General features: G+C 43.9%; 14 protein-coding genes and 1 riboswitch. Of the genes, 4 read left to right on the top strand and 10 right to left on the bottom strand.

The window, feature by feature from the left end:
• The first annotated feature begins 18 nt into the window (after nt 1–18).
• Nucleotides 19–828: an SDR family oxidoreductase gene (locus ACJVC5_RS15735; protein WP_408096490.1), complete on the top strand. Its 810-nt coding sequence runs from the start codon at nt 19–21 to the stop codon at nt 826–828.
• On the opposite strand, the gene pepN is transcribed toward ACJVC5_RS15735, so the two are convergent.
• Both pepN and ACJVC5_RS15725 read right to left on the bottom strand, forming a co-directional pair.
• Nucleotides 821–3,406, bottom strand: coding sequence for an aminopeptidase N (pepN, locus tag ACJVC5_RS15730; RefSeq protein WP_408096489.1), 2,586 nt, complete (start codon nt 3,404–3,406; stop codon nt 821–823). The two genes, ACJVC5_RS15735 and pepN, sit on opposite strands and share 8 nt — an antisense overlap.
• 59 nt (nt 3,407–3,465) lie before the next feature.
• Nucleotides 3,466–4,401, bottom strand: coding sequence for a GlxA family transcriptional regulator (locus ACJVC5_RS15725; protein ID WP_408096488.1), 936 nt, complete (start codon nt 4,399–4,401; stop codon nt 3,466–3,468).
• A 71-nt stretch (nt 4,402–4,472) separates the two neighbouring features.
• On the opposite strand from ACJVC5_RS15725, the gene ACJVC5_RS15720 reads away from it, so the two are divergent.
• Entirely contained in the window at nt 4,473–5,342 is an 870-nt protein-coding gene (locus tag ACJVC5_RS15720; RefSeq protein ID WP_408096487.1) for an alpha/beta hydrolase, read from the top strand.
• Nucleotides 5,311–5,640: a DUF2834 domain-containing protein gene (locus tag ACJVC5_RS15715; protein ID WP_408096486.1), complete on the top strand. Its 330-nt coding sequence runs from the start codon at nt 5,311–5,313 to the stop codon at nt 5,638–5,640. The genes ACJVC5_RS15720 and ACJVC5_RS15715 overlap by 32 nt, the downstream gene beginning before the upstream one ends.
• On the opposite strand, the gene ACJVC5_RS15710 is transcribed toward ACJVC5_RS15715, so the two are convergent.
• From ACJVC5_RS15710 to lysC, 8 genes are all read right to left on the bottom strand, one after another.
• Nucleotides 5,632–6,132 (bottom strand): hypothetical protein, encoded by a 501-nt coding sequence (locus tag ACJVC5_RS15710; protein ID WP_408096485.1) that lies wholly within the window; start codon nt 6,130–6,132, stop codon nt 5,632–5,634. The genes ACJVC5_RS15715 and ACJVC5_RS15710 overlap by 9 nt on opposite strands.
• A 51-nt stretch (nt 6,133–6,183) precedes the next feature.
• Nucleotides 6,184–6,486, bottom strand: a complete 303-nt coding sequence (locus tag ACJVC5_RS15705; protein WP_408096484.1) for a hypothetical protein — start codon at nt 6,484–6,486, stop codon at nt 6,184–6,186.
• A gap of 70 nt (nt 6,487–6,556) precedes the next feature.
• Nucleotides 6,557–7,543, bottom strand: coding sequence for a C1 family peptidase (locus ACJVC5_RS15700; protein ID WP_408096483.1), 987 nt, complete (start codon nt 7,541–7,543; stop codon nt 6,557–6,559).
• Nucleotides 7,544–7,600: 57 nt separating this feature from the next.
• On the bottom strand, nt 7,601–8,791 hold the full coding sequence (locus tag ACJVC5_RS15695) for a PLP-dependent decarboxylase (protein ID WP_408096482.1): 1,191 nt from the start codon (nt 8,789–8,791) through the stop codon (nt 7,601–7,603).
• Between the two features lie 4 nt (nt 8,792–8,795).
• Complete coding sequence (locus ACJVC5_RS15690) at nt 8,796–9,533, bottom strand: 2,3,4,5-tetrahydropyridine-2,6-dicarboxylate N-succinyltransferase (protein ID WP_321390101.1); 738 nt, start codon at nt 9,531–9,533, stop codon at nt 8,796–8,798.
• Nucleotides 9,533–10,414 carry a 4-hydroxy-tetrahydrodipicolinate synthase gene (gene dapA, locus ACJVC5_RS15685; protein ID WP_408096481.1) on the bottom strand — a complete coding sequence of 294 codons (882 nt, stop codon included), beginning with the start codon at nt 10,412–10,414 and terminating at the stop codon, nt 9,533–9,535. Before dapA ends, ACJVC5_RS15690 begins: the two co-directional genes overlap by 1 nt.
• A gap of 10 nt (nt 10,415–10,424) precedes the next feature.
• On the bottom strand, nt 10,425–11,087 hold the full coding sequence (locus tag ACJVC5_RS15680; RefSeq protein ID WP_408096480.1) for a 4-hydroxy-tetrahydrodipicolinate reductase: 663 nt from the start codon (nt 11,085–11,087) through the stop codon (nt 10,425–10,427).
• Nucleotides 11,084–12,436: a lysine-sensitive aspartokinase 3 gene (gene lysC / locus ACJVC5_RS15675; protein WP_408096479.1), complete on the bottom strand. Its 1,353-nt coding sequence runs from the start codon at nt 12,434–12,436 to the stop codon at nt 11,084–11,086. Before lysC ends, ACJVC5_RS15680 begins: the two co-directional genes overlap by 4 nt.
• An 83-nt stretch (nt 12,437–12,519) precedes the next feature.
• Nucleotides 12,520–12,702: riboswitch (Lysine riboswitch) on the bottom strand.
• Between the two features lie 105 nt (nt 12,703–12,807).
• Here lysC and asd point away from each other — a divergent pair.
• A complete protein-coding gene (gene asd / locus ACJVC5_RS15670; protein WP_408096478.1) occupies nt 12,808–13,908 on the top strand; it encodes an aspartate-semialdehyde dehydrogenase in 1,101 nt (366 codons plus the stop codon).
• Nucleotides 13,909–14,114: the final 206 nt, after the last annotated feature.

Here is a 14,114-nt window from a genome sequence, read left to right as displayed (position 1 = left end):
TTCTTGTTGGAGGTCACCTTGGAAACTGGATTAAAGGGTAAAAGAGTTTTGATTACCGGTGCTGCAACTGGCATAGGAAGGGCAACTGCCCTTGAACTCGCCAAATACGGTTGCGATATCATGATCAATTATTTTCCTTCTCTTGAAGGTAAGGAAGAGGCCCAAAAACTTGCAGGGGAAATTTGCGAAGAGATTAAGAAGAACTCCTGTAAGAGCATTGTGTTCCCGGCCGACATTTCCGATGAGTCCCAAGTCATAAGTATGTTCACTCAATTAATGAAGGACTGGGGTGGATTAGATGTATTAGTGAACAATGCCGGAATCCAGAAAAAGAGTCCAAGCCATCAACTGAGTCTCGATGAATTTAACCGGATCATCACCACCAATATGACCGGAACATTTCTTTGCTCTCGTGAGGCCCTGAAAATTTTCCTTTCTCAAAAGATCAAAGGAACAATTATTAATAACACCAGTGTTCACCAATTGATTCCTAAGCCCCAATATTTAAGTTACAGCATGAGTAAAGGGGCCGTGGCCAATCTCACTCGCACCTTGGCATTGGAATATGCTCCCCAGGGAATTCGAGTGAACAGTGTCGCTCCGGGGGCGATAGAAACGGGGATTAATCCTTGGGCCCACAATGAAAAGAAGGAGAAGGAAATCGAAAAACATATTCCTCTTCACTCAGTAGGAAAGGCAGAGGAGATTGCTCGGGCCATTCGTTTTTTGGCCTCGGATGAATCCAATTATATCACCGGCCAGACTCTTTTTGTGGATGGTGGGCTGACTCTCTATCCTGACTTTGGGAGTGACTGGTCTTCTAGTTAGTTGTTGAAAATTTCCGGACCTTCACACATCTAGCAAGTTCATCCTGTGCTTCCATCCAACCGCGCTTGGCCAGACCTGTGAGTTTCTTGGCACTTTTCATGTGCTTCTCACTCATAGTCAGGACTTCCTGGGCACAAAGGTTAAAAGGGAAAAGATTTTCAAAATAAATCTCAGACTTTTTGTCTTGTAGTTTCCAGTCAAAGTTAGAGAGGCGCTTAAAGAAATCTTTCACAAAGATCTGAGTCAGTTCTGGATAATTCACACCATTGAAAGTGCGGCCGGCCTCTTCGAGATCACTGTAGGTGAAATCCTTATTCTCGAACAATTCAGTCCACATCTTGCTCTTATTGGCCTTTGTTGGAATCGCTGATCTTGCAGCAAGTGCCGTGCGTTTTCCTAAAGTCGATCCATCACGCTTTAATTCTTCATTAATGAGCTTTTCAGCATCTGTGTGACCATTGATTGAGAGGTTCAGGATAATGGCCCAGCGACGGTCCTGATCCAGTGTCATGCCCTTTGGTGGTTCGTTCTTGATCAGAATTGAGTGGAGTCTTTCTTGTGACTCCTTGGTTTGGGCCATGCCTACATAGTAATCATAAAAACTCATCTGAGCGCTTGATTTAGGTTTGGCACTTGTCATGCGATCCCAAATCACTTTCTCAAACTCAGGAGCAGTCGCCGCTCTTTCGGCCGGTGTTAAATACCACTGATAAGTTTGTTTCATGAAACTGTGGCGACCCAGAAGGCTGCCAAGAAGTTGATCGTCGCTTTCCATTTTTAGGGCCAGAATTGCGGACTCCATAAAGGCGCGGGCCTTGAGCTCCGAGTTTCGCACCATTTGAGATAACTGATGCCACACCATTAAACGAGTCAGTGGATCCGGAAGTTTCGTTAAGGCCTGAATTGAAAGTTTGAGAGACGCCTCATCTAGTGAGTAAAGAGCGTAATCCTGATCTCCTTCATTCGGTAGAATGAAAGTCGGGCAACGTGTATCCTGAAAAGGAATCTCAGTTTCCTCCTTCTCAAAAGTCACATCCACAGATTGAAACTGCTTAAAGTCCCTATCGAAGAAAGCAAGTTTTGCTCGGTGAGGAGAAAATGCTTTTGAAGCGTTTGGTTTTTGAGTGATGAGAATCTTTTCTAATTTTCCGTCTTTGCATTCAGGGGCAAGTGCTACTTTGTGAGGTCCGGCGGTCTGAAGCCAGCTCTTGGTCCATGCGGTCAAATCCACTTTTGAGGCCTTGGCAATAGCACGAATGAAGTCTTCACGACGGGTGTTTTTGAAAGCAAAAGTCTTAAAGTAATCACGAAGACCGTCTCTAAAACCTTCTTCTCCGGCAAAGAAGTGAAGCTGCTTCAAAGCGCTGGCCCCTTTGGCATAAGTGATTCCGTCAAAGTTTCCACGGGCGGTGCGAACATCTGGCACATCCGTCTCAATGGGATGAGTCGTGATAAGAGAATCCTGCCAGTAGCCCCAGGTCTTTCCGTGGAAGAAATCAATCCAAGTATCTTTCGCTCCAAGAGCGCGGTCTTGTGCCACACTCGCCAAATACGAGGCAAAACTCTCATTGAGCCACAGATCGTTCCACCATTCCATGGTCACGAGGTCCCCGAACCACATATGGGCCATTTCATGCAGGATCAGTGAGTTTCGTTTATCATAACGAATTTCTGGAACAGGTCCCCTGAAGATATTGCGCTCATTCATGGTCACGGCCCCAGGGTTTTCCATTCCGCCCCAAGCGAACTCAGGAACGAAAACGTGAGCGTATTTCGTGAATGGATATGGATAACCAAAGTAGTCGTTAAAAAACTTAAGTCCTTTCTTCGTGGTCTCCATGATGTTGTCAGCGTCTACGTACTTCTCAAGGGACTTACGAGTATAGAGATAAAGCGGAATATCACCATACTTGTCTTTCCACTCAACAAAAGGGCCCGCACCCAGAAAGAACAGGTAGGTGCTCATGGGTTTTGTTTCTTTGAAGGCAACATACTTTTTGCCGTTTACAACGTTCTCAGAAACAATCATTTCGTTTTGAATGACTTTCCAATCAATTGGTGCCGTTACATTTACTTCAAACGTGGCCTTAAGATCTGGTTGATCAAAGCATGGGAAAAACCAGTGGGCGTAATATGGTTCAAAGTCAGTGTAGACATATTCAGAACCGTCTTCTGGGTCTTTCGCACGTTGGAACCCTGAGGCCTCTTTGCTGTATTCACCGATGAAGAAAACAGTAATAAGAGTTTTAGGAGCAAGAAACTTCGCTGGTACATCAAAACTCCCTTCGCGTTTTGGATAGTCCGTGAGTGTCACTCCATTAACTTGTAGGGATTGAATCGCTTTATTTTTCCAGTCCAGGGAAAGGGGACGAGTGAGATCATTTAAGGTGAGATGAATGATCGCTTTACCGCTGTAAGTGTCTTGGTTCTTCGCCAGATCAAATGAGAGATTGTATTTCACATCTTTGATCTGGGCCCTTCTCATTTTCGCAAAGTCCCGGGTGATATTATCTTCTGAGGGACGTGTAGCGGCCACTGCAGAGAGGGATAGGGCAATGAAAAGAAGCAAAAATTTCATAAGAAACTCCAAGATTTACTTGGATGAAATCTTATAAAAGGGAAGTTCCCATCGGCCAATTATTTGTAACGTTTCTTATAATCTTGGGGAGAAATGCCCGTTTCTCGAATAAAGGCCCGCCGTAACGCTTCATTAGGCATTCCACAAAGAGTTGAAATACGTTTCCAATCCATGTTGGAGCCTTCAAGCAGTTTTTGGGCCTTCTCAATTCTGAGTTTCCTCAAATGCTCGGCCGGACCATAGTTAAAAATGAATTTAAATTGACGGGAAAAATTACGAGAACTCATTCCTACATACTGGGCCATTTGTTCAACGGATATATCTTTTTTAATGTTTTCTTGTAGCCACAGTGTGAGGTTGGCAAAATGGTCTTTTTCTTTTTCCTGATTCAGGAGCATTTGGCTAAACTGCTTTTGATTTCCACTGCGACGGAGGAACAAGACCAGGCCCTTTGCTATTTGAAGAGCGGCCTCGGAACCAAAGTCTTCTTCAACTAAAGCGAGAGCGAGATCAATGCCAGTACTGACTCCGGCAGAAGTATAGACCTTTCCGTCTTTGGTCCATATTGAAGAGATGTCCAGCTCCACATCTTTAAATTGATCTTTAAAGGACTGCTCCCACATCCAGTGAGTGGTGGCCTTTTTATTTTTTAAGATACCAGCTTCGGCCAGGATGAAGGATCCCGTGCAGACTGAGCAAAGACGCCTGGTGGTTTTGAATTTAAGCTTAATCCACTCCAGTAGTTCCTTTGAAGGTCTGGCATTGGGATTCCCGGTCACAATCAAAGTGTCGATGGGGCCCTTGTAGTCTTTAAAATATTGGTGGGCCTCGATGGTGATTCCACTTTTGGCCTTGAGTGTTCGTGATTTACTCGAGGACAATAAAACGATCTTATAATTTTCTTTGTAAAAATTGGCGGCGGTGAATATTTCCACGGGCCCGAATATATCGAGTCCCTGAAGAGGAGAGTGGGCAATAAAGACGATGGTTCTCAAAAACAGTCCTTGGCATAAAAAGGTTATTTTATGACATTTATGCAATCCCAAGAAGAGTCTATCATGAGATCATGGAAAATCTCATCAGAAATACAGCTTTAAGAAGTGCCTATTTAGGAACCAAGGTCTTTGAATCTATCTCTCCAGAGATAACTGGGAAACTAGGAACATTCCTGTGGTTTACTCCATTAAAGAAGGGCCCTCATAAAGATCTTTCAAAGCTTAAGTCCCTGAGTGAAATTCAAAAAATATCTTTTAAAGATTCGTATATTACAATCCGCAATTTTAATAAATCAGGAACGGGAACCCGGCTGGTATTGATCCATGGATGGGGTGGGAGATGGGACCAGTACTCTGAACTCATCACCTATTTGATTCAGCAAGGCCATCCCGTAACATGTTTTGATTTCCCGGCCCACGGTGAATCGAAAGGACTCAGTACCAATCTCCGTGAATGGTATGAAGTCTTAATGAAAGTCGAAGCACTTTTTAATGACAGGCCTCTTTATGTTTGTCATTCCTTTGGAGCGATCGCGGTCACACATGCCATTTTAGAAATGAATCTTCGAGCTGAAGGAATTGTTTTGGTCAATTCTCCGAATCAATTTGATTTTTTGGTAAATCAGTTCACGAAAAAAATACGACTAAATAATAAGGCCGTCCCACATCTCATTAAGAATGTCCTGGCAACAGTTCAAGGCGCGGATGCCATGATTACGATTCCTCTGAGAAAACTCCATGCAAAGCTTCCGGTCTTGTATGTGGCGGATGAAACTGACCGTGAAGTGCCATTTGCCTTGCATACTGAGGCCAAAGAGATCTTTGGAGAAAATTTTGTGACATTTAAAAACTTCGGGCATAATCGAATCTTAAGCGCGAAAGAGTTTCACCAAGCGCTAGAGAACTTTTATGCAAAGAAAATTACTGATAGGTCTTTATAGTCTCATTTCCATTGTTGCCTTGTTTCTGTGTTGGCAGGAAAACCTCACGTATTCGGGTTTTGGAATTGAAGGACTATGGATGTTCATTGTGGACACGCAGGCCAATCCTGCGGCCCGCTCAGTGACCTACGATCTCTTTTTCTTCTTTATTGCTGCATCTTTTTTTATGTGGCGAGAAGGAAAGCAACTGGGCATGAAGTTTGTTTGGGCGTATATCGTGCTTGGATTTGTCATCGCAATAAGTGTGACGTTCCCATTGTTTTTAATTCATCGAGAACTTAAAAAGGCGTCAATTTAGCTTTGCCACCAGCTCGTATCCATCCAGCAAAGGAATTTTACTGATAAATGTGATCTGAACCTTTTCCCAACCGACTGATGGGAGGCTCGGGTGATAGATGATATCTATCTTGGTTTTTTTGTTGATCGGGAGAACTTGAATAAAGTAAGCGTTCTTCAAGTTTCCAAAATCGGCCCGTTTCACAAACTTCAAAATCGCCTTGGGAATTTCCATGCTTTTTTGTTTTTCCAAATGCTGGTAACCGGTTTCCGTTTTAAATTCTTCCGGAAATTCCATCACAGTTTTACCTTTCAAAAGTTTTGAAGGCACCGGGACCCAGTCCTTTTTCTTCACATCGTAGTCCATTTGGACCTTGTATTTGGCAGGCTCAGGAAGAATCTGAACTTTTACTGTGCCGGCCTTATGGAGTTTTCCTTTAAGAACTTTGTAGTTGGCCTCAGATTGGGCAAAGGCATAGGACACTAAAAATAGGAGAATGAGCATAAGTTTCATGGGGTCATTTTAAAGAAGACCCTGAGAGTTATGCAAACATTTGTGCGTGACTTAGTGAGTATATTTTTTCAAGTAATCCCAAGTAAAGAAGTGGCTTTCATCTTTGAAGCTGCATACCGAGTAAGCGTTTTTCTTTTCATCGAAGATCGTTTTTAATTTCCCTTCCATCCGATCACAGAGAATGAGTGCTGGATTGAAGATATCTTCATAATCTTCTGCATTCACTTTTTTCAGTTGATTGAAATCTTTGATCTTAATTTTTTCCAATGCCACGCACTTCGAAGCACAGCTTGCTGGGCGATGGACCCTAATGGAGTCGACTAATTCTGTGGACACTTTTTCTTTCTGATTCATATCGCTAAAGAAGGTCTCCGCTGAATGGGCAGCGGTAGCGAGAATGGAGCATACAATGATGATGAAAAAGTTATTTCGTCGCAATTTGTTGTAACCCGGTTGAATGTTTCAGAATTTTTTTTGCCGAAATCCATCCATGAAGAGGACCGTTTTTTCCCCACGAATTTCTGATATTCAGTTGGCATTCTCCCTTGTGCCATCTCATTCCATTGATCACAACAGCATGAGAACCGCACGTGCCAGATGCGATGAGCCCAGAAAGCCCAGGAAGGGTCTCATTAGCACAAAAGGTATATCCAATGCTTCTTCCCTTTTCGAGCATCGTCTTAACGTGCTCCACTTTCTTTTCCAGAGGGACTTTGCCTTTGATGACGGTCATATTATAAATTTTGCTTTGATCAATGTTTGAGTAATCAATTCTTTCAGCTGCACATCGTTCATTCTTGAGAGCACTATAGAGGAAGCTGCTCCAGTTTTTGATTTTTGGATCAAGGAGAAGGGTCTTTACCGCTTCATCTGAGATGTCATTTCTCGAAACAGAACGCTTAAGAAGGTCTCTGAACTCATCAACGAACTTATTTAATTTTTTTGCGTTGGCCTCTTCCTGGCAATTCTCAGGAGTGATTTGAGTTGTCTGATACTCCTGATAGAGGTCCTTTAGCTTTTCATGAATGCATCGAGGGCCAGTATTAGATAGACTGCAGAGAATGCTTCCTTGGGTAATGAATGAAAAGTCTTTTTCGAAGCACGCTCCGTTAGATTGAGCACACTGAAGGCCCTGGCTTATGGAGCGACCTTCGTTCTTGGCCAAAAGACTCTTTTGGCAACTTGAAACATCGAGAGGGGAGATGTTGACCCCACAGTAATTTTTATCTCTTAGGCAGGCGTCTTCTGAGAGGAGGGCGCTACTGGCAAAGGCCCAACAAAGGCCATGGCCATCTTGATCTTGAACTGGACCGAAACGATCAGAGTAGTCGATGTTAGGACACGACGTTTGATCGATGTCTTGGGAAAAACTTGAAAATGAAATTAGGACGCTCAGAATTAGCCATTTCATGACTTTAGGTTACTGAAGAAATGAATGCAGATGAAGGTGGGCAATTTATTCTAGCGTTTAAATCATCCATTCAAGGTTAGTTTTTGGGACCCTTGGTACCATTAACTCACCCTGATGCAAGATGGCCTCACCTACTAAATTGTGGCAAAGGAAGTAGGGCATACTTTCTGAGAAACCATAGGCCCCTGCCCTCTTAAATTCTAACCAGTCTCCTGGCCTTACATTTGAAGGTAATTGAAACGTTCCCAAATTATCCAGGGCAGTGCAAAGAGGTCCATGAATTTGATAGCGAGACATTGAAGTCTCCTGGTTCATGAATGCCTCACAGGGGAAAGATTCCCCAACCAATGCGGGTCGGGCCATGTGGTTAATGCCACCTTCGGTAACGATGATATTTTCTCCACGGACAGATTTTACATCCACCACACGAGTGAAATAAGAGCCAAATTTACCTATGGAAAAACGCCCGAGCTCGAGCCAGATTTTTTGAAGTCCGTATTTCGATTTGATTTCCATTAAGAGAGCGTGAACGTCAGAAAAATGAAGCTCACGCTCATCTTTATAAGACAGACCCAGGCCACCGCCCAGATCAATGACTTTCATTTCAAAACCCATTCCATGAGACATTTTCTGACAAACTTCCACTGTATGTTCCCAAACGGCACGAAGTTTATCCAGATCAAGAACATTGCCCCATTGGAAACAATGAACACCCATCACATTTACGTTCTTAAAATTTGCGAGGTTCACGTCCTGCCAATCACTCACTCCTAAACCGAAAGGAGTAATAGCAGATCCCCCGAGTATACTTTTATCGCCTTCCCATTCAAGCTGCACCCGTAACAAAATGTCTTGTTTGCGGCCCAATTTTCCAGCAATTTCATTCAGATCTTTTAATTGATTGATACTTTCAATCACAATCGCTTCAACATCTGTTTCCATGAGTCTCGCGAGATAACTTTTAGTTTTCGCAGGGCCTGTGGCAATTAAGTTCTTCGGGCCAAACCCGGAATGACGGGCCTGCTGAAGTTCACCCATGCTGGCCACATCCGCGCCGAAGCCATTCTTATTTAAAATGCGAAGAATTTCTGAAAGTGGGTTCGCTTTAGTGGCATACCACACGCGAACATCCGGATGAAGAATGGATTTAATGCTCTGGATATGAGCTTCGAACTGATCAAGATCATAAAAGTAAAAAGACGATTGGAAACGACTAATGACTTCTCTGATATGATCAGTTCGATTCATGGGACTACCTTAAAAGTGATTCTAGTTCTAAAGCGGCCGAGGTTTTAGCGTCTTTGTACTTGATGATCATGGCACATCTCATAGAGAGACCCTGAGCTTTTGCCCACTCATTAGTTGCTGGACGAGATCCAGTTACAACAACCGCATATGGAGGAATCGGCTCACCGATTTCAAGCACACGTTGGTTCACGCAATCATAAACCGGCACACCACGAGAAAGGATTGTTCCTGGAGCGATGACTGCACCTTCTGAAACTTGCACACCTTCAACGATCACGGCCCCTGCTCCGATGAAAGCGTTGTCTTCAATCACCACTGGAGTTTGTCCAACTGGTTCTAGCACTCCACCGATTTGTACACCTGCTGAAAGGTGAACGTTTTTACCAATTTGAGCACAAGAACCGACCAGGGCGTGGGAGTCGACCATGGTGCCGGAATCCACGTAAGCTCCCACGTTAATATAGGCCGGAGGCATGATGATCACTCCCGAGGCAACAAACGCACCTCTACGGACCGATGATCCGCCCGGAACCATACGAACCTTATCTTCAACTTTAAACTCACGGGCCGGAAGGTTGTGCTTATCAACGAATCCGCCTGCGAACTCTTTTAACTCTCCAGCTTTGAATGCTGCGAGAATCGCTTCTTTGACTTCTTTTTGAGCGACCCATTTACCGTCTACTTTTTGAGCAGAACGAACGAGACCTTTTTCTAATAGATCGAGTGTTTCTTGCCAGTTCATTACATTACCTCTTTGTACCAACGTGTAACTGCGGCGTGAGCTTCCAATACAGGAGTCGCTGACGTCATATCTTCATGCGAAAGTGGTGCCATCATGATGGGAGTTTTAATCAATCCTGTTTCACTCATAAGGCGCTTCACTGGAACTGGATTTGAGCAAACGAATAGACTATTCGAGGCCTTGGTCCAAAGTTCTTTTGCATCGAAAGTTTTCTTCAAGCATTGTTCAACATACAGATGTGTTTCTTTCGGCCAGGCGTTTGAAGCAACAGATACGAGACCCGCTGATCCGGCGTTCGCGAAATCCGGCATAAGGGCATCGTCACCACAGTAAACAGCTTTACCATTGGCCGCTTTAAGATACTCTTTGAATTTTTCTACTGAGCCTGAAGCTTCTTTGATCGCCCAGAAATTTCTGTGACCACTTAAACGAGAAACAGCTTCAGTCGACATGGCAACGGCCGTTCTGCCAGGGACGTTATAAAGCATACATGGACGAGTTGAGTGATCCATCAGGGCCTTAAACCAGTTGTATTGTCCGATTGGGCCAGGCTTTGCGTAGTGAGGAGTCACAAGGAGATAAGCGTGAACATTTAAACGCTCTAAATAAGAGATCCACTCTTTCTGTTCTTCCAGAAGGTTTCCACCTACACCCACCATCACAGGAGATGCTGGCTTCATCTTCACGACGTGTTCGATGATCGACATTCTCTGAGCAAGGTTAAGATTCAGGGCCTCGGCCGTAGACCCAAGGATCAAAAGACCGTTATGAGAAGCGTCCTGTGCGTTCACTACCCGAGTAAGAGACTCAAAGTCTACTGAACCATTTTCAAGTAGGGGAGTAACGACGGCCGTCCAAAGGACGTAATTGTTTAAGTTCATGTCTTCTCCTTTAAAGGGATAAGTGACCTTCGACAACTTTCTGGAAAGCGTGAAGACCTGGTTTCATATTGTTTTTCGTAATGTAATTTGCGGCCCAAACTGCCCCTTCTGCAAACAGCCGGCGGTCTTTTGCCTCATGCTCAAGGCGTAGGATTTCTCCTGGTGTCTCAAGTGTGAGTGTATGGAGACCCACCACATCGCCAGTGCGTTCAGAGGTTATTTCACAGGGCTCTTGCAGCCATTCTTTCATGGAAAGTGCAGTTCCAGATGGTGCATCAAGTTTTTTCGTATGATGAACTTCGTGGATGGAAAGAGTCTTTTCTTTGAAGAGATGATCTACCTGATGAAGTCTTTCAATTAATTGTTTGAGGACAACCACCCCAAGAGAAAAGTTCGTGGCAAAAATCCACGGGACATTTTTCTCTTGGAGAGTCTTGTCAAAATTCTGGGGCCATTTGAAACCAGTAGAGCCAGTTACCACAGGTTTCTTCGTTTCGAGGAGCACGGGGATTAATGCCTCGAAGGCCTCTCCTGGGAGGAAAGAGATAATCACGTCGTGCTTGATCAATTTATCGTAGGTCGGAACGTTCTTTGAATCAAAGACTTCCACGTTCTGGGCGAACTCTAATACCTTCGATCCAGTCTTCCCTTTACCGAGTAATGCAATTCTCATACTTCCTCGATAAGCGTCTGATGAAGCTTTTGAATAACAGACTTTGAATCTTCTTCTTTAACCAAGAAGTTAAAGTTGTATGACGAAGCACCTAAGCTCATCATACGGATATTAACCACATCAATGGCCCCGAAGATGGTTTTTGCTAAGCTTGGCTTTAATGTAAGTTCATTACCAATTAATGAGATGAGTGAATAGCCGGCCTCGATGTTGATATTTCCAACTTGCTCAAGATCACGAATGAACTTTTCATTTTCAAGTGTGGCGTTGTCCACTGTCACAGCAACTGAGATCTCAGAGGTCGTGACACAGTCAACTGAAACACGATGACGACCAAAGACCTCAAAGAGTCCCGACATGAATCCATAGGCGTTATACATGGTAGGAGTGGTAATGGTCACAAGTGCCTGAGCACTTCTTTTTGTAATCGCACGAACGGCCGGCCGGTGATCCACGGAAGTTCTGATCCAGGTTCCTGGGAGGTCTTTTTCAAAACTTGATCCGACGAATACCGGGATATTCTTACGAACGGCCGGTGCGATAGTTGCAGGATGAAGAATCTTTGCCCCATATTGGGCCATTTCGCCCGCCTCTGAGTATGAAAGCTCAGGGATGATACGAGCAGTTGGGCAGAGTCGTGGATCTGTGGTTGCGACACCAGCGACATCAGTCCAAATTTCTAAAGTATTTGCTGAAATACCTTCAGCGAAAAGAGCTGCAGAATAATCAGAGCCGCCACGACCAAGAATTGTCGTGTTGCCTTCTGAGTCCCCGCCGATGAAACCTTGAGTGACATAAACTTGATCTCCAGAAAGATTCATTCTCGCCACAGCTTCTCTTTCAATGACGTCAATCTGAGGAGTAGCTTTGCCGAAGTTTGAATCGGTTTTAATGACAGTACGTGCGTCTAATAGTGTAACTTTTTTGTTGGGTAGTGCTGCTTGAAGAACATCACGGAAAATAAGTGACGACATTCTTTCACCCAATGAAAGGATGTGATCATAAGCGCGTGGTGTGAGTTCTTTAAGTAATGAAATATTCTGAACAAGAAGATCCAGTTCAGTGAAATAACTTTGAAGCATGGCCACAGTTTGTTCATGTCCACCAGCTTGTTGGACCAGACCAAGATGTCTCTCTTTAACTGAGAAAACAGATTTCTCACAATCATCCATACGGCCCTGTGAAGCTGACTTCGCAATTTCGATGAGTTTATCGGTCGTGCCAGAAGTCGCAGAAACGACAACGACTGTTGATTTACGTTCAGCACTGATGAGAGCACTTCTTTGCATAGAAGCGAGATCACCCATGGAAGTTCCACCAAATTTCGAAACGATAAGTGCATGCGACATTCAGATCTCCAAGTTGGAAATTAGTCTAAAAATTATATGTAGTAGGGGAGTAATAGGATAGGTAAAGCTAAGAAAATCTTATACCTACCTAAAGCACCCCACTGATTCTTTTCTCAGTGACAGTCTTGGGGATTCAGCCCCAACAACCAATGATTCTCTGATTTAAAACTCATGAATCACTTCGGCGACCCTTCCATCAAAAGTTGGTTTTAACGGCTTTTAATCCTTCCAACTTTCTACCTAACAGTCGCGCCTCTCTAGGCAACAGTTAGATCATAGACAATTAAATTTGAAATTCCAAGTTTACTTTTAAATTTTTTTCGAGCTATCTAATTTAAGAGATCTCTAAAACTCAAACGGAGAGTTAAGACATGAAGAAAGTTGGATTTATTGGATGGCGTGGAATGGTAGGGTCAGTTCTGATGGAACGCATGAAGGAAGAGAATGATTTTTCTCACATGGAATCTTACTTCTTCTCTACTTCTCAAACTGGTGAAGCGGCCCCAAAGATGGCCAATTCATACGATAAGCTTCTAAGTGCAATGGATTCTAAAGAACTCTCCAAGATGGACATTCTTGTCTCTTGTCAGGGTGGCGATTACACCACAGAAATGTTTCCACTTCTTCGTAAAGAAGGTTGGAACGGAATCTGGATCGATGCGGCCAGTACACTTCGCATGAAAGACGACAGCGTGATCGTGCTTGATCCGGTCAACCGTCAAAATATCCAGGAGGCCATCCATAAGGGCACAAAGAATTTCGTAGGTGGTAACTGCACAGTGTCCCTACTCTTGATCGCTTTACACGGTCTTTTCAAAGAAAACATGGTTGAGTGGGTGAGCTCAATGACTTATCAGGCGGCCTCAGGGGCCGGTGCTAAGAACATGATTGAACTTCTGGATCAGATGAAGTCTGTGGGAACAGCATTCTCTGCCAATCCTGCGGCAGATGCTTTGACTCTTGAAAAACAAATGACCTCTCTTATGACGAGTTCACAATTTCCAACTCAAAACTTTGGTCATCCACTGGCCCTGAACGTTCTTCCATGGATTGATTCAGAAATGCCAAGTGGACAATCAAAAGAAGAATGGAAGGCCCAGGTTGAGGCGAACAAGATCCTTCAATCTCAGACGATCATTCCTATTGATGGGACATGTGTGCGCGTGGGAGCTCTTCGCTGTCACTCACAAGGTCTAACGATTAAGTTAAAGAAGTCGGCCCACCTTTCTACAGTTGAAGAAATCATCGCTTCGGCCAATGACTGGGTTCGCTTAGTTCCTAACAATAAGCCAGATACTTTGAAGGCCCTGACACCAGCAGCGGTTTCAGGCAAAATGCATGTGCCAATCGGCCGTATTCGTCCAATGACAATTGGAGACTCTTACTTCAACGCCTTCACCCTTGGTGACCAGCTTCTTTGGGGTGCAGCGGAACCACTTCGTTGTGTCCTCAGACAAGTGCTGCAAAGCTAGTTTTCACTCACAAATTCATCAAAATTGCCCGGCTTCGGCTGGGCTTTTTTTTATCTGTAAAATACCTGATTGTTTACATCGGTTCATTTCTGCTTATTTACCCATAATAAAACTAGATCAATTTTACTATTAAAACTGATTTAGTTTTTCTATACTGTTTTTATACCTCATAAGGGGAATTATGCGACAGAACGATGCGTCTTAGG

The organism is Peredibacter sp. HCB2-198 (assembly GCF_045999315.1).
Classification (GTDB): Bacteria; Bdellovibrionota; Bacteriovoracia; order Bacteriovoracales; family Bacteriovoracaceae; genus Peredibacter.
The sequence above is the reverse complement of the archived record's forward strand: the minus strand, read 5'-3'. Positions and strand labels throughout refer to the sequence as shown.

What these genes read in the sequence shown, in the direction of transcription:
- pepN (WP_408096489.1), bottom strand. Translation starts at nt 3,406, where the DNA reads ATGAAATTTTTGCTTCTTTTCATTGCCCTATCCCTCTCTGCAGTGGCC.
- ACJVC5_RS15720 (WP_408096487.1), top strand. Translation starts at nt 4,473, where the DNA reads ATGGAAAATCTCATCAGAAATACAGCTTTAAGAAGTGCCTATTTAGGA.
- ACJVC5_RS15715 (WP_408096486.1), top strand. Translation starts at nt 5,311, where the DNA reads ATGCAAAGAAAATTACTGATAGGTCTTTATAGTCTCATTTCCATTGTT.
- ACJVC5_RS15710 (WP_408096485.1), bottom strand. Translation starts at nt 6,132, where the DNA reads ATGAAACTTATGCTCATTCTCCTATTTTTAGTGTCCTATGCCTTTGCC.
- ACJVC5_RS15705 (WP_408096484.1), bottom strand. Translation starts at nt 6,486, where the DNA reads ATGAATCAGAAAGAAAAAGTGTCCACAGAATTAGTCGACTCCATTAGG.
- ACJVC5_RS15700 (WP_408096483.1), bottom strand. Translation starts at nt 7,543, where the DNA reads ATGAAATGGCTAATTCTGAGCGTCCTAATTTCATTTTCAAGTTTTTCC.
- ACJVC5_RS15695 (WP_408096482.1), bottom strand. Translation starts at nt 8,791, where the DNA reads ATGAATCGAACTGATCATATCAGAGAAGTCATTAGTCGTTTCCAATCG.
- ACJVC5_RS15690 (WP_321390101.1), bottom strand. Translation starts at nt 9,533, where the DNA reads ATGAACTGGCAAGAAACACTCGATCTATTAGAAAAAGGTCTCGTTCGT.
- dapA (WP_408096481.1), bottom strand. Translation starts at nt 10,414, where the DNA reads ATGAACTTAAACAATTACGTCCTTTGGACGGCCGTCGTTACTCCCCTA.
- ACJVC5_RS15680 (WP_408096480.1), bottom strand. Translation starts at nt 11,087, where the DNA reads ATGAGAATTGCATTACTCGGTAAAGGGAAGACTGGATCGAAGGTATTA.
- lysC (WP_408096479.1), bottom strand. Translation starts at nt 12,436, where the DNA reads ATGTCGCATGCACTTATCGTTTCGAAATTTGGTGGAACTTCCATGGGT.
- asd (WP_408096478.1), top strand. Translation starts at nt 12,808, where the DNA reads ATGAAGAAAGTTGGATTTATTGGATGGCGTGGAATGGTAGGGTCAGTT.